The organism is Agromyces sp. NPDC029043, assembly GCF_055564615.1.
The window spans coordinates 261425-277935 of record NZ_JBVHVX010000001.1; the positions used below are offsets into that span (position 1 = coordinate 261425).

The 16511-nt window shown below is 72.1% G+C and carries 18 protein-coding genes; 9 read left to right on the top strand and 9 right to left on the bottom strand.

Going from position 1 to position 16511, the window contains the following annotated elements; translation table 11 throughout:
- Window positions 1-47: 47 nt before the first annotated feature.
- Window positions 48-1061 (bottom strand): helix-turn-helix transcriptional regulator, encoded by a 1014-nt coding sequence (locus ACZ4TW_RS01210; protein WP_465539361.1) that lies wholly within the window; start codon window positions 1059-1061, stop codon window positions 48-50.
- Window positions 1062-1121: 60 nt separating this feature from the next.
- On the opposite strand from ACZ4TW_RS01210, the gene ACZ4TW_RS01215 reads away from it, so the two are divergent.
- From ACZ4TW_RS01215 to ACZ4TW_RS01225, 3 genes are all read left to right on the top strand, one after another.
- Complete coding sequence (locus tag ACZ4TW_RS01215) at window positions 1122-2102, top strand: ATP-binding cassette domain-containing protein (protein ID WP_465539362.1); 981 nt, start codon at window positions 1122-1124, stop codon at window positions 2100-2102.
- 133 nt (window positions 2103-2235) lie between these two features.
- Window positions 2236-3033 (top strand): ABC transporter permease, encoded by a 798-nt coding sequence (locus ACZ4TW_RS01220; protein WP_465540238.1) that lies wholly within the window; start codon window positions 2236-2238, stop codon window positions 3031-3033.
- 69 nt (window positions 3034-3102) lie between these two features.
- Window positions 3103-4848: a phytoene desaturase family protein gene (locus ACZ4TW_RS01225; protein WP_465539364.1), complete on the top strand. Its 1746-nt coding sequence runs from the start codon at window positions 3103-3105 to the stop codon at window positions 4846-4848.
- Between the two features lie 22 nt (window positions 4849-4870).
- Here ACZ4TW_RS01225 and ACZ4TW_RS01230 read toward each other — a convergent pair whose 3' ends face one another.
- Complete coding sequence (locus ACZ4TW_RS01230) at window positions 4871-5239, bottom strand: TfoX/Sxy family protein (protein ID WP_465539366.1); 369 nt, start codon at window positions 5237-5239, stop codon at window positions 4871-4873.
- A 17-nt stretch (window positions 5240-5256) separates the two neighbouring features.
- Window positions 5257-5655 (bottom strand): hypothetical protein, encoded by a 399-nt coding sequence (locus tag ACZ4TW_RS01235; protein ID WP_465539368.1) that lies wholly within the window; start codon window positions 5653-5655, stop codon window positions 5257-5259.
- Window positions 5656-5724: 69 nt separating this feature from the next.
- On the opposite strand from ACZ4TW_RS01235, the gene ACZ4TW_RS01240 reads away from it, so the two are divergent.
- Both ACZ4TW_RS01240 and ACZ4TW_RS01245 read left to right on the top strand, forming a co-directional pair.
- Complete coding sequence (locus ACZ4TW_RS01240) at window positions 5725-6243, top strand: SRPBCC domain-containing protein (protein ID WP_465539370.1); 519 nt, start codon at window positions 5725-5727, stop codon at window positions 6241-6243.
- Between the two features lie 59 nt (window positions 6244-6302).
- On the top strand, window positions 6303-7412 hold the full coding sequence (locus tag ACZ4TW_RS01245) for an AI-2E family transporter (RefSeq protein WP_465539372.1): 1110 nt from the start codon (window positions 6303-6305) through the stop codon (window positions 7410-7412).
- On the opposite strand, the gene ACZ4TW_RS01250 is transcribed toward ACZ4TW_RS01245, so the two are convergent.
- Window positions 7409-7765 carry a DUF7882 family protein gene (locus tag ACZ4TW_RS01250; RefSeq protein ID WP_465539374.1) on the bottom strand — a complete coding sequence of 119 codons (357 nt, stop codon included), beginning with the start codon at window positions 7763-7765 and terminating at the stop codon, window positions 7409-7411. The two genes, ACZ4TW_RS01245 and ACZ4TW_RS01250, sit on opposite strands and share 4 nt — an antisense overlap.
- 182 nt (window positions 7766-7947) lie before the next feature.
- Here ACZ4TW_RS01250 and ACZ4TW_RS01255 point away from each other — a divergent pair, with 182 nt between their 5' ends.
- Window positions 7948-8391 (top strand): MarR family transcriptional regulator, encoded by a 444-nt coding sequence (locus ACZ4TW_RS01255; RefSeq protein WP_465539376.1) that lies wholly within the window; start codon window positions 7948-7950, stop codon window positions 8389-8391.
- A 12-nt stretch (window positions 8392-8403) separates the two neighbouring features.
- On the opposite strand, the gene ACZ4TW_RS01260 is transcribed toward ACZ4TW_RS01255, so the two are convergent.
- The 3 genes from ACZ4TW_RS01260 to ACZ4TW_RS01270 all read right to left on the bottom strand — a co-directional run bounded on the left by ACZ4TW_RS01260 (window position 8404) and on the right by ACZ4TW_RS01270 (window position 10728).
- On the bottom strand, window positions 8404-8748 hold the full coding sequence (locus ACZ4TW_RS01260; RefSeq protein WP_465539378.1) for a hypothetical protein: 345 nt from the start codon (window positions 8746-8748) through the stop codon (window positions 8404-8406).
- 94 nt (window positions 8749-8842) lie between these two features.
- The gene (locus ACZ4TW_RS01265) at window positions 8843-9409 is read right to left on the bottom strand and encodes an acyl-CoA thioesterase (RefSeq protein WP_465539380.1); all 567 of its coding nucleotides are present in this window, start codon (window positions 9407-9409) and stop codon (window positions 8843-8845) included.
- Window positions 9410-9528: 119 nt separating this feature from the next.
- Window positions 9529-10728 (bottom strand): bifunctional 2-methylcitrate synthase/citrate synthase, encoded by a 1200-nt coding sequence (locus ACZ4TW_RS01270; protein WP_465539382.1) that lies wholly within the window; start codon window positions 10726-10728, stop codon window positions 9529-9531.
- A gap of 277 nt (window positions 10729-11005) precedes the next feature.
- On the opposite strand from ACZ4TW_RS01270, the gene ACZ4TW_RS01275 reads away from it, so the two are divergent.
- Window positions 11006-11911, top strand: coding sequence for a hypothetical protein (locus tag ACZ4TW_RS01275; protein WP_465539384.1), 906 nt, complete (start codon window positions 11006-11008; stop codon window positions 11909-11911).
- Window positions 11912-12018: 107 nt separating this feature from the next.
- Here the strand turns inward: ACZ4TW_RS01275 and ACZ4TW_RS01280 are convergent, their stop codons facing one another.
- Window positions 12019-13557 (bottom strand): MmgE/PrpD family protein, encoded by a 1539-nt coding sequence (locus ACZ4TW_RS01280; RefSeq protein ID WP_465539386.1) that lies wholly within the window; start codon window positions 13555-13557, stop codon window positions 12019-12021.
- Window positions 13558-13652: 95 nt separating this feature from the next.
- On the opposite strand from ACZ4TW_RS01280, the gene ACZ4TW_RS01285 reads away from it, so the two are divergent.
- Both ACZ4TW_RS01285 and sufU read left to right on the top strand, forming a co-directional pair.
- Entirely contained in the window at window positions 13653-14957 is a 1305-nt protein-coding gene (locus tag ACZ4TW_RS01285) for an aminotransferase class V-fold PLP-dependent enzyme (protein WP_465539387.1), read from the top strand.
- Window positions 14957-15397, top strand: a complete 441-nt coding sequence (gene sufU, locus ACZ4TW_RS01290; protein WP_465539389.1) for a Fe-S cluster assembly sulfur transfer protein SufU — start codon at window positions 14957-14959, stop codon at window positions 15395-15397. Before ACZ4TW_RS01285 ends, sufU begins: the two co-directional genes overlap by 1 nt.
- Here sufU and ACZ4TW_RS01295 read toward each other — a convergent pair.
- Entirely contained in the window at window positions 15381-16505 is a 1125-nt protein-coding gene (locus ACZ4TW_RS01295; protein WP_465539391.1) for an enoyl-CoA hydratase/isomerase family protein, read from the bottom strand. The genes sufU and ACZ4TW_RS01295 overlap by 17 nt on opposite strands.
- Window positions 16506-16511: the final 6 nt, after the last annotated feature.

Sequence of the window (16511 nt, forward strand, 5' to 3'; positions counted from 1 at the left end):
GAGGCGGAAGGGGTGGGGAGCGGTGGCGAGGAAGCGGACCGCGGGTGTCAGGAGGGGCGGGCGTGCGGCGCGGCGGCGGCGAAGCGGACGGCCTGCGCCTGGAGGAACGCGAGCAGTTCGGGCGCGCCCTCGACGCGACATCCGACGCCCTCGGGCACCCAGAGGAGTGCCGCCGCGACCGCCTGCACCGACTCGCCCTCGATCGGCCACTCGGTCGTGGCCCCGTCCGCGCCGGAGACGGCGTCGCGCGCCCACCACCCGAGCCGCGCGCGGAACTCCTCGACGGGCAGGTCGACCACGATGCGCGCCGTCACGTCCTGTCCTCGCCAGCGCACGGCGCGCTGCACGCGCTCGAGCGCGTCCTCGTCGGTGAGCGGCCGGGGCGTGAACCGCACGCGGGTCGGCAACACGTCGGCGATGCGGTCGAGCCGGAAGGTGCGCCAGTCGTCGCGGTCGCGGTCCCACGCGAGCAGGTACCAGCGCCGGCCGAGGGGCACGAGGCGGTGCGGCTCGATCGAGCGGGCGGATGGCGCGCCCGCGGCATCCGTGTACCGCATGCGCATCCGCTCGCTGTCGCGGCAGCACAGCGCCAGGAGCCCGAGCAGGTCGCTGTCGACGGATGGCGCGGCGCCCGGGCCCGCTCCGGATGATCCGGGCCACGCCGAGCCGGCCGGGGGCGTCGCGACCGCCTGCAGCGCCTCGATGCGCCGGCGCAGCGCGGGCGGCAGCACCTGCTCGATCTTCGCGAGTGCGCTCAGCGTCGTGTGCTCGGCACCGCGGAGCCCGGCGGCGGCCTGCGAGCGCAGCCCGACCGCGATCGCGACGCCCTCGTCGTCGGTGAGCAGCAGCGGCGGCAGGCCCGTGCCGGCCTCGAGGCGGTATCCGCCCGCGACCCCGCGCGTCGACTCGATCGAGTAGCCGAGTTCCCGCAGGCGCTCCACGTCGCGGCGCAGGGTGCGCTCGGAGACGTCGAGCCGGTCGACGAGCTCGCGCGCGGTCCAGTGCCGATGGCTCTGGAGCAGCGAGAGCAGTTCGAGCGTGCGGGTGGTGGTCGCGGCCATGCTCGAATTCTCCTCCCATTGCGGCCAGAAGATGACCGGATGCCTCGAGAGGCTGGCGGCATGACGAACCAGATGATCACCGCGCGGGGACTCACGAAGACGTTCCGCGCGAAGGGGAACCCCGTGGAGGCCGTGCGCGACGTCGACCTCTCCGTCGACGAGGGCGAGCTCGTGGCCTTCCTCGGACCGAACGGCGCGGGCAAGTCGACCACGCTGCGGATGCTCACGACGCTGCTGCCGCCCACCGCCGGTGAGGCGACGGTCGCGGGCTGCGACATCCGCCGCGACCCGGCCGGGGTGCGTCGGCGCATCGGCTACGTGGGCCAGGGCGATTCGGGCGGGCACACGCAGCGGGTGCGCGACGAGCTGCACGCGCAGGGCGCGTTCTACGGCATGGGGCGCCGTGAAACCCGGGCGCGCGCCGCCGAGCTCATCGAGTCGCTCGAGCTCGGGCAGGTCGCGAACCGGCAGGTGCAGTCGCTCTCGGGCGGCCAGAAGCGGCGCGTCGACATCGCGCTCGGGCTCATCCACCGGCCCGAGCTGCTGTTCCTCGACGAGCCGTCGACGGGGCTCGACCCGCACAGCCGGGCCAACCTCTGGCAGCACATCGTCGACCTGCGCCGCGAGACGGGCACGACGATCTTCCTGACGACGCACTACCTCGACGAGGCCGACGAGCTCGCTGAGCGCGTGATGGTCATGGACCACGGCCGCGTCATCGCCGACGACACCGTGCCGGCGCTCAAGCAGCAGCTCGGCGGCGACCGCGTGACGCTCGCGTTCGGGTCGGCGACGGATGCCGCGGCCGCGGCGTCACGCGTCGACGGCGAGGTGCACGGGGCCGTCGTGACCGTCACGGCGCCCGACGGCGACCGGGCGCTCCCCCACTGGATCCGCGACCTCGCGGACGCCGGCCTGCTGGTCGTCGCCGCGACGCACCGGGCGCCGACCCTCGACGACGTGTTCCTCGCCCTCACAGGCCGCAGCCTCCGCGAGGAGGGCGCCGCGCCGGCCGCCGAGGCCGACGCATCCGCGGCCTGACCGACCCGCGCATCCCCACCCATCCGCTCGACCCACGCGAATCGGCTCGCTCAGGGGAACTTCCGCGCGAGTCGATGAGAACGACCCAGGAGACCTCACGATGAACACCCTCACCCGCCCCACCGCCCCGCACATGGCCGGCGTCGTCGACGCGCGGTCCGCACCATCCGGTCGCCCCACGGGGTTCGTGCACGACACCGCCGCCGTCTTCGTGCGCGAGTCGCGACCGCTCGTACGCGACCCGTTCAGCGTGGTGTTCTCGCTCGTGCAGCCGCTCGTCTTCCTCGGGCTGTTCGGGCCGCTGCTCGTCGGCGCCTCCGGCGGCGACGTCGCGGGCACCCTGCAGTGGTTCGTCCCCGGCATCCTCGTGATGGTCGCGCTGTTCGGCACGGGCGCGACGGGCGCGAACCTCCTCTTCGAGATGCAGACGGGGTCGCATGAGCGCACGCTCGTCGCGCCGCTGTCCCGCGGCGCGCTGCTGGTCGGTCGCGCACTGAAGGACGTCGTGCCGCTCGTCATCCAGGGCACGCTCGTGGTGCTCGTGGCCGTGCCGTTCGGGTTCCGGCTCGACGTGCCCGGCCTCGTCGCGGGGCTCGTCGTGCTGGCCGTGTTCGGCGTCGGGCTCGGCGCCCTCAGCTACACGCTCGCGCTCGCGTGCCGGAATCGGGACTGGATGTTCTGGATGGTGCACCAGACCCTGTTGTTCCCGCTCATGATCCTCTCGGGCATGCTCCTGCCGCTCGAGGAGGGGCCCGCGTGGATGCAGGTCGCCGCCGCGGTGAACCCGCTGAGCTACCTCGTCGACGCCGAGCGGGCGCTGCTCGCGGGCGGGTTCGGCGACCCCTCGATCGTCGGCGGGGTCGTCGCCGCGGTCGTCACGTGCGCGTTCGGGCTCGTGCTCGGCGTGCGAGCGATGCGTCGCGCGCGCTGACGGCACCACGCCGGACGCAGGCGGCGGCCGACGGCTCGGACGCGGCATCCGCTCGTCTACGCTCGTGGGATGCCCACCGATGCGCACCCCGCCGACGAGCCCGCCCCCGACCACGACGTCGTCATCGTCGGCGGCGGCCACAACGGGCTCACCGCCGCCGCGTACCTGGCCCGCGCGGGCAAGCGCGTGCTGCTGCTCGAGCGCGCCGACCGCCTCGGCGGCGCGGCCGTCTCGGCGCAGGCGTTCGAGGGCGTCGACGCGCGCCTCAGCCGCTACTCGTACCTCGTGAGCCTGCTGCCGCAGCGCATCGTCGACGACCTCGGCCTCGACGTGCGCCTCGTGCGTCGCCGCTTCTCGTCGTACACGCCCGATCCGCGCGACCCGTCGCGCGGCCTGCTCGTCGACGTCGAGGCGGATGCCGAAGCCGCCCGCGACGCATTCGCCCGGGTCGGTGCGGCCGACGACCTCGACGCGTGGCAGAGCTTCTCCGCCGATACCGCGCGCCTCGGCGAGGCGCTCTTCCCGACGCTCACCGAGCCGCTGCCGACCCGCGACGAGGCGCGCGCCCTCGTCGGCGACGACCGCGTGTGGGAGGAATTCGTCGAGCGCCCGCTCGGCGACGCGATCGACGCGCGCTTCGCCGACGACCTGGTGCGCGGCGTGGTCGCGACCGACGGCCTGATCGGCACGTTCGCCGACCTCGCCGACCCATCGCTCGACGCGAACCGCTGCTTCCTGTACCACGTGATCGGCGGCGGCACGGGCGACTGGGACGTCCCCGTCGGCGGGATGGGCGCGGTCACGGGAGAGCTCGCCCGCGCGGCTCGCGAGGCCGGCGCGAGCCTGCGCACCGAGGCCGAGGTCGTGGCCGTCGACCCCGAGTCGGGCGAGGTGCGCTGGCGCGAGGCCGGCGACGAGCGGATGGCGCGCGCCCGGGTCGTGCTCGCGAACGTCGCGCCGCACGTGCTCGAGCGGCTCGTCGCGACATCCGAGCACGCCGATTCGGCCCCCGCCGACGCGGCCCCGGCCGTCGCGGATGCCGACGACGCGCTCGCGGGCATCGCCCCGCGCGACCAGCCCCCGTTCTCCGCCGACGACGAGGTGCCGCTCACCGAGTACGCCCGCCGCCGCGTGGATCGCCTCGACGTGCCCGAGGGCGCCCAGGTCAAGGTGAACCTGCTGCTCACGCGGCTGCCGCGGCTCCTCGACGAGTCCGTTGCCCCCGAGCAGGCGTTCGCCGGCACGTTCCACATCAACGAGCTCGCCACGCAGCTCGCCGCCGCGTTCCAACAGGCCGCGAGCGGCGAGCTGCCCGACCCGCTCCCCTGCGAGATCTACTGCCACACGCTCAGCGACCGGTCGATCCTCGGCCCCGAACTCGCGGATTCCTACGCGCAGACCCTCACCGTCTTCGGCCTGCACGTGCCCGACCGGCTCGTCGACCGGTTCGGCAACGACGAGCTTCGCGACCGCCTCCGCGAGGCCGTGCTCGCCTCGCTCGACTCGGTGCTCGCCGAGCCGATCGCCGACGTGATCGCGGCGGATGCCGCGGGCCGCCCGTGCATCGAGGTCAAGACCACGCGCGACCTCGAGGAGGCGCTGGCGATGCCCGGCGGGAACATCTTCCACGGTCCGCTGTCATGGCCGTGGGCCGAGCCCGGCGCGCCGCTCGCGACGCCGGCCGAGCGCTGGGGCGTCGCGACCGCGCACGCGCGCGTGCTCCTCTGCGGCTCGGGCGCGGTGCGCGGCGGCGCGGTGAGCGGCATCGGCGGGCACAACGCGGCGATGGCGGTGCTCGAGGCCGAGCTGCCCTGAACCGGCCGGCGCGGCCCGCGCGCTACCGCCGCGCCGTCCGCGGCTTGGGCGCCTTCGGCGGCAGCGCCGCCACCTCGTCGAACGCCCCGGCGACCCACTCGGCGATGCGGCCGGGCTCGTCGGTCCACGCCTCGGGAGCCGACACGTAGCCGCCCATCGGCCGCTCGTCGGGACCGAACGGGCCCGCGCCCTCCGTCGCCGCGAGCTCGGCCCGGCGCGCCTCGTCGAGCACGCGCACGCCGATGCGATCGCCGAACAGCCCGGCGAACATGTTGCCGTTCACGAACGCGCCGAGGTTGCCGAACATCGGCTTGACGACGACCCGCGGGTCGTCGGGCACGACCGAGGAGAACAGCGCCTTCGCGTCATCCGACGCCTTCGGAACCTGCACGACCCCTCCCGGGCGACCTAGAAGACGAACATCTGCCCCAGCACGAGGATGGCGATGACGAACAGCGCGACGACCGCACCGACGATCGCGAGGGCCCGCGCCGACAGCTTGGCCACGCCGTAGCCGACCAGCACCGGCAGGGCGATGAGCAGCAGCGTGACGATCCACCAGAACGCCTGGTAGCCGCCGGTCGTCGCCTCGGAGAGGCGGCCGGCGAACAGCTGCTGCGTGCGCGGGTTCGTGGCGAACGAGAACGCGGCGCTGAGCGGCACCGCGATCAGCGCGAGCACGATGATGCCCGCGAACCATCCCCACATCGTCTGGTGTCCGGGGGAGAACCGCAGCGGCTCCTCCTCGTGCGGCGCATTCCGCGCACCCGAACGCGTGACCCTCGACTTCGAACCGGAGCTCCCCATGCGCGTCACTCTAGCCCTGCGATGCCGCCCCGGTTAGCCTGAGGTCAGGACGACACGCAGGGGGCGACGATGACCATCACTCGGGCGACCGGCCACTACGTTCGCAAGGACGACGGGCTCTACCTCCAGTTCGACCGGCTGTTCCACGCTCCCATCGAGGACGTCTGGTACTCCCTGACCAATCCGACGGCGATGCAGTCGTGGATCGGCACGTACACCGGCCTGCCCTCGACGGGCGGGGTCCGGTTCCGGATGGCGGGCGAGGACGCCGAGTGGCAGAACGCCTCGATCCTCGAGTGCGACGCCCCGCACCGCTTCCACGCCGACGTGGGCGAGGGGGATGCCGCGGTGCGCGTGTTCTGCCACCTGCGCGAGGCCGGTGGCATGACGACGCTGACGCTCGGCCAGCGCCTGCAGTCCGGCACCGACGCGGCCTCGGTCGGCCCGGGCTGGGACTACTACCTCGACCGGTTCGCCGCCGCGCGCGGGGGCCGTGCGATGCCCGAGTGGAGCGACTACGACCCGGGGCTGGTCGACACCTACCGCCGCCTGCACGTGCCCGCGCCCGTCACCGAGGTGGGTCGCTGAGCCGCGACCCTCGGACGGGAGGGACGCCCTCCGCGAGAGGCCGCCCATAGGATGGCGCCGTGAAGCGCATCGAGCGGCGCGCCCGCGACCTGCAGGAGAGCCGTGAGCAGGCGGCGGAAGCCGGCGGGATGATGGCGAACCGCCCGTTCGTGTGGGCGTTCATCGCCACGGCCGGAGTGCTCGTGGCGCTCGGGATCGCCGCCGCGCTGCTGAGCCTGTCGGGCGTGGTCTTCTCGGTGTTCGCAGCGATCTTCATCACGCTCGGCCTCGACCCGCTGGTCCGCTGGTTCCAGCGACGCGGCATGAAGCGCGGCGTCGCCATCCTGACCGTGATCATCCTGTTCGTCCTGGTGATCGTGGGCCTGCTCTGGCTCGTGCTGCCGCTCGTGGTCGCCCAGTCGGTCGCGTTCGTCCAGTCGCTGCCCGAGCTGTACGCCAACCTGCAGGACCAGGAGTGGTTCCAGTCGGCGTCATCGGGTTCGGGCGGCGTGCTCAGCAGCGTCTACGCGTGGTTCGTCGGCGTCGTCAGCGACCCGAACACGTGGGCGACGATCGGCGGCGGCGCACTCAACATCGGCGTCGCGATCATCGGCGGCATCTCCACCGGCTTCTTCGTCTTCGTCCTGACCATCTACTTCACCGCGACGCTCGACGCGTCGAAGGCCGCGGTGTACTCGCTCGTCTCGGCGTCGCATCGCGAGCGCGTGGTCGACTACGCCGAGCGCATCATGCAGAACGTCGGCCGGTACCTCAGCGGCATGGTCGTGCTCGCCTTCTTCAACGCCGTGTACAGCTTCATCCTGCTCTCGCTGGTCGGGCAGCCGTTCGCGCTCGTCATCTCGGTGGCGGCGTTCTTCATCACGCTCATCCCGCTCATCGGAACGGTGCTGACGACCATCGTGATGACGGCCCTCACGCTGTTCGTCTCGCCGACGGCGGCGTTGATCGTGCTCATCGCGATGCTCGTCTACATGCAGGTCGAGGCGTACATCCTCACCCCGCGCGTCATGAGCAAGGCCGTGCAGGTGCCCGGCTCGATCGTGCTCATCGCCGCGCTCGCGGGCGGCACGCTCGCCGGCCTGCCGGGCGCGCTGGTGGCGATCCCGGTGGCGGCGGGCATCCTGCTGCTCGTCAAGGAGGTCGTCGTGCCCTGGAAGGCCCGGAGCTAGCCGCTGGCGGCCGCCGCGCCGGCGGGTTCGAGTGCGCCGGCGGGTTCGAGTGCGCCGGCGGGCTCGAGTGCGACGACCACCCCGCGCACCGTGTTCGCCGCGTGGGCGAGCCGATGCAGGAGCTCGGGGTCGAGGGGCTCGGTCTCGGCGGCATCGAAGGTGAAGCGCAACGGGATCGTCGGGTCGAGCCAGAGGGTGCCGTGGCCGCCCCCGGAGCCTGCTGGCGACACCCACGAGAGCGTGAAGCGTTCGCGTCGCCGCAGCTTCGCGGTGAGCACGACCTTGAGGTGAGCCAGCAGCCGGTCGGGTATCTCGAGCGGCTCGCTGCCGCTGCCGTAGTACAAGGCGCCCATCGCCATTCCTTCCCATCTGGTCGGCCCGGCGAGAAGTCCGTTCGAGGCTTCGGAGGGGACGGGTTCGAGATCCCAGACTAGCAGAAAATCTCAGAACGTTAGATAAATATTCTAGAAATCAACTTCCCGAGATTCCTGCTAATGTAAGGATCGACCGCCTGTCGAACAAGGCGGGAGGAGCCATGGTGTTGCGACGCTCGGATTACTCGTCCCTCGCGAGGGCGCTGCTCCGGTACGTCGACGCCCGGTCGGCGGCCCTCATCGAGGCGCGCCGGGTGCTGAAGATCAACGAGCTCGACGCCCGTGCGCTGCTGTTCATCGCCGCGAATCCCGGCACCCGGCCGGGCACGCTGTCCGACTTCCTGGGCATCACCTCCGCGGGGGTCACCACGCTGATCGACCGCCTGGTCGACCGCGGCGTCGTGCGCCGCGACGTCGACGTCGACGACCGGCGGGTGAACCGCATCACGCTCACGATCGACCTCACCGAGGCGCCGTGGTCCGAGCTCACCAAGTTCGACGGCGCGTTCAACGACGCCATCGACGCCGGCGACCAGGAGACGAACCGTCGACTCGCGATGGCGCTCGACGCCTTGACCGACACCGTCACCGGGGCATCGGCCTAGCGCCCACCGCGCTCAGGCGGTGTCCATCCCCACGAAGGCGATGGACTTCGCCTGCAGGAAGGCGCAGAGCGCCGACGCGACCGACAGTTCGGCCGCGAGGTTGAGCAGGGCCGGCGCATCGAGCGTCACCGTCGCCTCCCTGGGCTCCATGGTCACGACCCAGCGGATCGCACCCCGGATCTCGGGCTGGATGGTGATGACCGTCACCGCGTCCACGAGGCGGACCGACACCAGGCCCGTGTCGGCCCCGTCGGCGCCGTCCTGCTGGATCACCTTCATCTCGCCACCGAATCGGTAGCCGAGATCCCGGAACTCGTCCAGCCACGACTCGAGCGTCCTCAGACTGCGAAACGGCATGACGACCTCCCTGCCAGAACCGCCCTTGCGCAAGGCCCAGTATCTCGCGACTTCCCGTTTCGTCACAGCACCGCCGGCCCGAGCGCCGGCGGGGTCAGGCCCAGACGGACGGCGCGTCGGCGCGCGTCGCGGGCAGCGCGACATCCGCGCCCCACCGCTCGATCCAAGCGGGAAGCTCGTCCTCGGCGGGCGGCGTGCCGAACGCCGCGACGAGCTCGGACACGGGGACCGTGCCGCCGCCCTTGCGGAGGAACCGCGCGCGGATGAACCCCTGCGCGTAGATCTCGGGCCGCCCGTCGGGCCCAGGCCGCACGAACCGCTGCTCGACGTACACCGCCTTCTCGTCGTACCCCACGAGGCGCGACTCGATCGTGAACCGCTGCCACAGGCTCAGCGACTTCCGGAACGTGATGGTCTCGCTCGCGACGACGGGGTACCAGTCCTTCGCGCGCATGATGCCGAAGACGCCGTTGCGCACGAGCATGTCGAACCGCGCGACATCCATGATCGAGAAGTACACGCCGTTGTTCATGTGCCGGTTGACGTCGAGGTCGGTCGGCAGCGTGATGAACCGGGTGCGTGCGACCTCGTAGTGCCCGAGCGAGGGCTTGGTCCGGGACAGGAACAGCACGTGGAGCAGCGTGCGGAACAACATGTGCATGGTCCACGACACTATGCCTGATCCGTCGTGGATGTCTCCACATTGGTGGTCGCGCACAGTGCGGTGGCGGATGTCGCGGCGCGGCGTTGTGCGCAGGACCGAACCGCCCGGGCCGACGCTCAGGCGGCCGGCTCGCCCGAGGCGTTGCCCCTCGGCGGGACGTGCCGCTCATCGGGCCCGTTGTAGACCGACAGCGGCCGGATGAGCGCGTTGGACGCGAGCTGCTCCATGACGTGGGCGGTCCATCCGGTCACCCGGCTGGCCACGAACAGCGGCGTGAACGTCTCGGTGTCGAAGCCCATGAGGTGATAGGTCGGGCCGGCCGGGTAGTCGAGGTTCGGCAGGATGTTCTTCCGCTCGGCCATGCCCTGCTCGAGCGCGGTGTACAGGTCGAGCAGGTCGGGTCGGTCGTAGTGCTCGACCATCCGCTCGAGCGCGTCCCGCATGGTCGGCACGCGCGAGTCGCCGTGCTTGTAGACGCGGTGGCCGAAGCCCATGATCTTGCGCTTCTCCGCGAGCGCGGCGTCGAGCCAGGCGATCGCGCGCTCGGCCGACCCGTCGCCGGCGCCGATCTCGTCGAACGCGTGCATGACCGCCTCGTTCGCGCCGCCGTGCAGCGGGCCCTTGAGCGCGCCGATGGCACCGGTCACGGCCGAGTACAGGTCGGAGAGCGTCGAGGCGATCACGCGCGCCGTGAACGTCGACGCGTTGAACGAGTGCTCGGCGTACAGAATCATCGACGTGTCGAACGCGTTGACGACCTCGAGCTCGGGCGCCTCGCCGAACGTCTGCCACAGGAAGTTGGCCGAGTAGCCGAGGTCGAGCCGCGGCTCGACGAACTCGAGCTCGTGCCGGCGGCGCTGGTCGTACGAGACGATCGACGGGAGCTTCGCGAAGAGCCGGATCGACTTCTCGAGGTTCGACTCCCGGGAGTCGTCGGGCGTCGCGGGATCGCTCGCGCCGATCACGCTGACCGCCGTCCTCACGACGTCCATGGGGTGCGCGGTGAGCGGCAGCTCGTCGACGATGCGCTTGACCTCGTGATCGAGCCCGCGGTGGCTGCGCTCGAGCTCCTCGAACTCGGCCAGCTGCGCGTCATCGGGCAGTTCGCCGTTCCACAGCAGGTAGGCGACCTCCTCGAAGGTGACGGATGCCGCGAGCTCCTGCACCGGGTAACCGCGGTACAGCAGCGAGTTCGTCTCGGGGTTCACCTTCGAGATCGCGGTGTAGTCGACGGGCACGCCGGCCAGGCCCTTGAAGATCTGCGGCTGGAATGCCGCCTCCGGGGTGGCGGTGCCCTGCGACGTCTGCTCGCTCATCGTGCTCCTCATGGGATCGGAAGGCGCCCGCCCCTGCGCGGCCGCCTCACCAGCCTACGGCGCGGCGCCGGTCTCCCGCGCGTGGTCTCCCCCGGCGGCCACGGGGCCCGCCCGCTCCATCTCGTGCAAGAACGGTGCCTTCGCCGACCGGCATACGCACGGTTCTCGCACGGTTTCGGATGGCGCGACCCGTCCTCCCCTTCTCGTACATCGTCCGAGCGTCCACGACGGTCAGCGGGCCGGAGGGCGACGGATACCGCCCGGCCAAGCTCGAGTGATGCGCACACCTCATCCGCTGCCGGAGACGCTCGCCGAAGGTCCGTTCCCGGTCGCCGAAGCACTCGAGCTCGGCATCTCCCCCGACCGCCTGCGGGCTCGCGACCTCGACCGCGCGATCCACGGCGCGCGGATGCCGCGGGATCCGGACCTCGATGCCCGGTGCCGGGCGCTGCTCCTGGTCTGCCGGACCGACGCCGTGGTCTGCGGTCCGACGGCGGCGCTCCTGCACGGACTTCCGGTGCCGATGCGGTTCGCGGCGGCGACCGCCCTCCACGTCGCAGTGCCTCCGCACGCGTCGGCGGTGCGCCGCGATGGCGTCGTCGGGCGTCGTCTGAGCATCGTCGCATCGGATATCACGATCGTCCGCGAGATCGTCCTGACACGGCTCGAACGGACCTGGTGCGACCTCGCCTCGCACCTCACGATTCCCGAGCTGGTCGCTGCGGGCGATTCCGCGCTCCGATCCGGGATCACCGAGGTCACGGCCCTCAGCGCGGCCGTCGAGGCATATCCCGACTTCCGCCGGCGACCGATGCTCCGAACGGCGGTCGAGCTCGTCGACGCGGCATCCGAATCGCCCAAGGAATCGGAACTGAGGGCGATCGTGGCCCTGGCTGGGCTGCCGCGCCCCGAGGCGAACGTCGTGATCCGTGATCACGACGGGCGGGCGGTGGCGCGGGTTGACCTGCTGTTCCGCGACTACGGCGAGGTGCTCGAGTACCAGGGCGACCACCACCGGACCGACCTGCGGCAGTGGCGCCGCGATCGCACACGCGAGGCCGAGCTCGAGTCGCTCGGGTACCACGTCATGGAGGTGACGGAGTACGACCTGCGCCGTGCGCGTGAGCTGGTGGAGCGGATCCGGCGCAACCTCTCCCGCCGAGGCTGGACCGACGCCGCCTAGCATTCGGGCAGAAACGGGGCCTCCATCCGCCGGTGAAGCGTCCGTTTGTGCACGGAATGCCGTGCGTGGGTGGGTGGGCGGGTGGCGGGTGGCGGGTGGCGGACGGGTCAGAAGAGGCCGGTCGGCGGTTCCACGTGGCTGAGCGCGCCGGGCGCGGCGGTGAACGTGAGCTGGCCGAGCTCGTCGGGGCCGAGTTCGGGCAGGCGCTGCGCGACATCCAGGAACCGCTCGATCTCGGCGGGCTCGAGCACCCACTCGGCGAGCGTGCGGAACTTCTGCACGTACTGCTCGCGGCCGAACGGCCGGGCGCCGAGCGGGTGCGCGTCGGCGACGGCGATCTCCTCGACGATCTCACTGCCGTCGGCGAGCCGGATGACGACCCGGCCGCCGAACGCCTTCTCGCCGATATCGAGGGAGTGGTAGCGGCGCGTCCACTCCGGATCCTCGACGGTCGCGACCTTGCGCCACAGCGCGACGGTGTCGGCGCGGTGCGCTCGCTCGGGCAGGTAGGAGTCGACGTGGTGCCACGTGCCGTCCTGCAGCGCGACCGTGAAGATGTACGGGATCGAGTGGTCGAGCGTCTCGCGCGAGGCGTCGGGATCGTACTTCTGCGGGTCGTTCGCGCCCGAGCCGATCACGTTGTGGGTGTGGTGCGAGGTGTGGATCGTGATCGACTCGACGCGGTCGGGGTCGTCGAGGATCAGCGGGTACGCCTCGTGGATGCGGCGGGCGAGGTCGATGAGCGCCTGCGCCTGGTACTCGGCCGAGTGCTCCTTGGTGTACGAGTCGAGGATGGCGCGCTTCGCCTCGCCCTCCTCGGGCAGCGGCACCTCGTAGTTCGCCTCGGGGCCGCCGAGGAGCCACGCGATCACGCCGTCCTCGCCCTCGTAGATGGGGACCGGGCTCGTCTCGCCGCGCATCGCGCGGTCGACGGACTCGACGGCCATCTTGCCCGCGAACGCGGGCGCGTACGCCTTCCAGGTCGAGATCTCGCCCTTGCGCGACTGCCGCGTCGCCGTGGTCGTGTGCAGCGCCTGCCCGATCGCCTGGAAGATCGTCTCGCGGTCGAGGCCGAGCAGCGTGCCGATGCCGGCCGCGGCCGACGGGCCCAGGTGGGCGACGTGGTCGATCTTGTGGGCGTGCAGCGTGATGGCCTTCACCAGGTCGATCTGGATCTCGTATCCGGTCGCGATGCCGCGCACCAGCTCGCGCCCGCCGAGGCCGCGTACGGTCGCGAGGTGCTGCGCGACCGCGACGATCGGCGGGATGTTGTCGCCGGGGTGCGAGTAGTCGGCGGCGAGGAACGTGTCGTGGAAGTCGAGCTCGCGCACCGCGACCCCGTTCGCCCACGCGGCCCACTCGGGCGAGGTCCGCCGCGCGGCATCCGCGCCGAACACGGTCGCGCCGTCGCCGCTGATGGAGACGGGGTGCGAGAGCGCCTGGCTGCGGGCGGCCACCACCGGCGTGCGCGCGAGCGACGCGGCGGCGACGGCGGCGTTGTCGATGACCCGGTTCACGACCATCTCGACGACGTCGTCGTCGACCTCGACGGGGTCGACGGCGACGCCCGCGAGCTGCCAGGCCAGCTGGCCCTCTCGCGCGAGGTTCTCGTCGCTCCGGTGGGTACGCAGGTGGTGGCTCTTCACGTGGCCACGCTATCGAATGGGGTGTCGGATGTCGCGGAGCCGGCGACGCCGCACTCCCAGCCTGCTCGGCGATCGCGCATGAGACGATGGGGGGGATGACTCACACCGACGCCGACTCGGTCGGCGGCCGCGCCGTGCGCGACATCCGCCTCGACTTCCCCGCCTTCGCCTCGTCCGGCGACAGCCGGCCGACCGCGTACCTCGACTCCGCGGCGACCTCGCAGCGCCCGACCGCCGTGCTCGACGCCGAGCGCGACTACCTCGAGCACCACCTCGCCGCGGTGCACCGCGGCGCGAGCGCCGCGACCGGGGAGTCGACGACGCTCTTCGAGGACGGCCGCGCCGATGTCGCCCGGTTCGTCGGCGCCGGCGACCGCGAGATCGTCTGGGCGCAGAACGCGACCGACGCGCTGAACATGGTCGCGCTCGGCATCGCCGACGCCAGCGTCGGCATCGGCGGGGCGCCTGCCGCACGGTTCGCGCTGCAGCCCGGTGACGAGATCGTGCTGACCGAAGCCGAGCACCACGCCAACCTGCTCCCGTGGCAGCGCGTCGCGCAGCGCACGGGCGCCCGGATCGTGCCGGTGCGCGTCGACGAGCACGGCCGCTGGTCGATCGACGACCTCGCGGCCGTGCTCTCCGAGCGCACGCGGGTCGTCGCGTTCGCCGAGGTCTCCAACGTGACCGGGCAGATCGCGCCGGTCGCCGAGATCGCCGAGCTCGCGCATCGGCACGGCGCGCTCGTCGTGCTCGACGCGTGCCAGTCGGTGCCGCACCGTCCGGTCGACCTCGCCGAGTACGGCGTCGACTTCGCGGCGTTCTCGGGGCACAAGATGCTCGGCCCGAACGGCATCGGCGTGCTCTACGGCCGCGAGGAGCTGCTCGACGCACTGCCGCCGGCGCGCACCGGCGGCTCGACCATCACGAAGGTCACGCTCGAGGAGGCGCACTTCCTCCCGGCGCCGCACCGTTTCGAGGCGGGCACGCAGGCGGTGTCGCAGGCGATCGGGCTCGCCGCCGCCGTCCGGTACCTCGAGGGCATCGGGATGGACGCGGTCGCCGCCCACGAGGCGTCGTTCGCCGAGCGCGTCGTCGAGGGCGTGGCGGCCATCCCCGGCGTCCGGATCGTCGGCCCGCAGCCCGGCGAGCGTCGCGCGGGCCTCGTGAGCGTCTCGGTCGACGGCGTGCACGCGCACGACGTGGGTCAGTTCCTCGACGAGGCCGGCATCGTCGTGCGCGTCGGCCACCACTGCGCGCAGCCGCTGCACCGCGCGCTCGGCGTCACCGCGACCACGCGCGCGAGCGCGCACGTCTACACGACCGCCGAGGAGGCCGATCGGTTCGTCGCGGCGCTCGGCGAGGTCCGCGGGTTCTTCGGGCTCGCGAGGGAGGCGTCGTGATGGCGGGACTCGAGGGCCTCTACCAGCAGATCATCCTCGACCACTCGAAGGAGCGGCACGGCGACCACCCGCTCGAGGGCGCCGACGGCGAGCACCACGAGTACAACCCGACGTGCGGCGACGAGATCACCGTGCGCGTGAAGCTCGATGCGGCGCACGAGCGGATCGACGAGGTCGCCTGGCAGGGCGACGGATGCAGCATCTCGATGGCGTCGGCGTCGGTGCTCACCGACCTCGTGCAGGGGCACTCGATCGACGAGGCGCTCGCGACGGCCGACGCGTTCCGCACGATGCTCCGCTCGAAGGGCGAGGGCGAGCCCGACGAGGACGTGCTCGGCGACGCCATCGCCTTCCAGGGCGTCGCGAAGTACGTCATGCGAATCAAGTGCGCGATGCTGTCGTGGGTCGCACTCGAGGCGGCGGTCAAGACCGCGCGGTAGCGGTGCGGTCGGGCCAGACCGGGTCGTGCAGCTGCTCGCTCAGCACCCGCGCGGGCAGGGTCGACGGGATGCCGTCGAGCGTCGGCGGATCCCACGTCGGGTTGCGGTCCTTGTCGATGACCTGCGCCCGGATGCCCTCGTGGAGGTCGTGCTGGCCGATGAACCACGACACCGCGCGGAACTCCTGCTCGAGTGCATCCTCGAGGCTGGGCAGCGTGCGCGCCCTGCGCACGGCCTCGAGCGTGACGGCGAGCGCGGTGGGCGACAGCGTCTCGAGCTCGTCGGCGGCGGCCGCCGCGTAGGCCGCGGCGGCGGCATCGGCTCGCTCCGAGCCATCCGCCCGCCCCTCGGCCCGGCCCTCGGCGAACGCGCGCAGGCGTTCGATGACGCCCGACACGGTCGGCGCCGAGTAGCAGGCGTCGACCCACGGGCGGGCCGCGGCGAGCGCCGACGGCCCCGGCGTCTCGTCGAAGAGCATCACGATCTCCCACGGCGTGCCCGGGTCGGCACGCTCGGCGAGGGCCTGCAGCAGGTGCGGGATGCGCTCGGACGGCACGAAGGCGTCGGCGAAGCCGGCGTGCATGGCGTCGGCGGCGTCCATCGTGCGGGAGTTCAGCGCGAGGTGCGTGCCCAGTTCGCCGGGCGCGCGCCCGAGCAGCCAGGTGCCGCCGACGTCGGGCGTGAAACCGATGCGCGTCTCGGGCATCGCGACGCGCGAGCGCTCGGTGACGATGCGGATCGAGGCGTGCCCGGCCAGGCCGATGCCGCCGCCCATGGTGATGCCGTCCATGATCGCTACGACCGGCTTCGGATAGTGCGCGATCGCCGAGTTGAGGCGGTACTCGTCGCGGAAGAAGCGCAGCGCCTCGGCGACGTGCCCCGCGGTCGTGTACCCGTAGAGCTCGCGCACGTCGCCGCCCGCGCAGAACCCGCGTTCACCCGCACCATCCATCACGACCATCGACACCTCGGGGTCGTGGCGCCACGCCTCGAACACCGCCGCGAGCGTGCGGATCATCTCGTGGCTCAGGGCGTTCAGCGCCTGCGGACGCTCGAGCGTGATGCGCCCGACGGCATCCTCGACGCTCGCGGAGATGTGCTCGCTCACGCTGCA

Bases quoted from the DNA above. Each gene is read 5' to 3' on its own strand.
- ACZ4TW_RS01275 (WP_465539384.1), top strand. From the start codon at position 11,006: ATGCGCACACCTCATCCGCTGCCGGAGACGCTCGCCGAAGGTCCGTTC.
- ACZ4TW_RS01240 (WP_465539370.1), top strand. From the start codon at position 5,725: ATGACCATCACTCGGGCGACCGGCCACTACGTTCGCAAGGACGACGGG.
- ACZ4TW_RS01220 (WP_465540238.1), top strand. From the start codon at position 2,236: ATGGCCGGCGTCGTCGACGCGCGGTCCGCACCATCCGGTCGCCCCACG.
- ACZ4TW_RS01235 (WP_465539368.1), bottom strand. From the start codon at position 5,655: ATGGGGAGCTCCGGTTCGAAGTCGAGGGTCACGCGTTCGGGTGCGCGG.
- ACZ4TW_RS01285 (WP_465539387.1), top strand. From the start codon at position 13,653: ATGACTCACACCGACGCCGACTCGGTCGGCGGCCGCGCCGTGCGCGAC.
- ACZ4TW_RS01265 (WP_465539380.1), bottom strand. From the start codon at position 9,409: ATGCACATGTTGTTCCGCACGCTGCTCCACGTGCTGTTCCTGTCCCGG.
- sufU (WP_465539389.1), top strand. From the start codon at position 14,957: ATGGCGGGACTCGAGGGCCTCTACCAGCAGATCATCCTCGACCACTCG.
- ACZ4TW_RS01250 (WP_465539374.1), bottom strand. From the start codon at position 7,765: ATGGGCGCCTTGTACTACGGCAGCGGCAGCGAGCCGCTCGAGATACCC.
- ACZ4TW_RS01210 (WP_465539361.1), bottom strand. From the start codon at position 1,061: ATGGCCGCGACCACCACCCGCACGCTCGAACTGCTCTCGCTGCTCCAG.
- ACZ4TW_RS01225 (WP_465539364.1), top strand. From the start codon at position 3,103: ATGCCCACCGATGCGCACCCCGCCGACGAGCCCGCCCCCGACCACGAC.
- ACZ4TW_RS01215 (WP_465539362.1), top strand. From the start codon at position 1,122: ATGACGAACCAGATGATCACCGCGCGGGGACTCACGAAGACGTTCCGC.
- ACZ4TW_RS01260 (WP_465539378.1), bottom strand. From the start codon at position 8,748: ATGCCGTTTCGCAGTCTGAGGACGCTCGAGTCGTGGCTGGACGAGTTC.
- ACZ4TW_RS01270 (WP_465539382.1), bottom strand. From the start codon at position 10,728: ATGAGCGAGCAGACGTCGCAGGGCACCGCCACCCCGGAGGCGGCATTC.
- ACZ4TW_RS01255 (WP_465539376.1), top strand. From the start codon at position 7,948: ATGGTGTTGCGACGCTCGGATTACTCGTCCCTCGCGAGGGCGCTGCTC.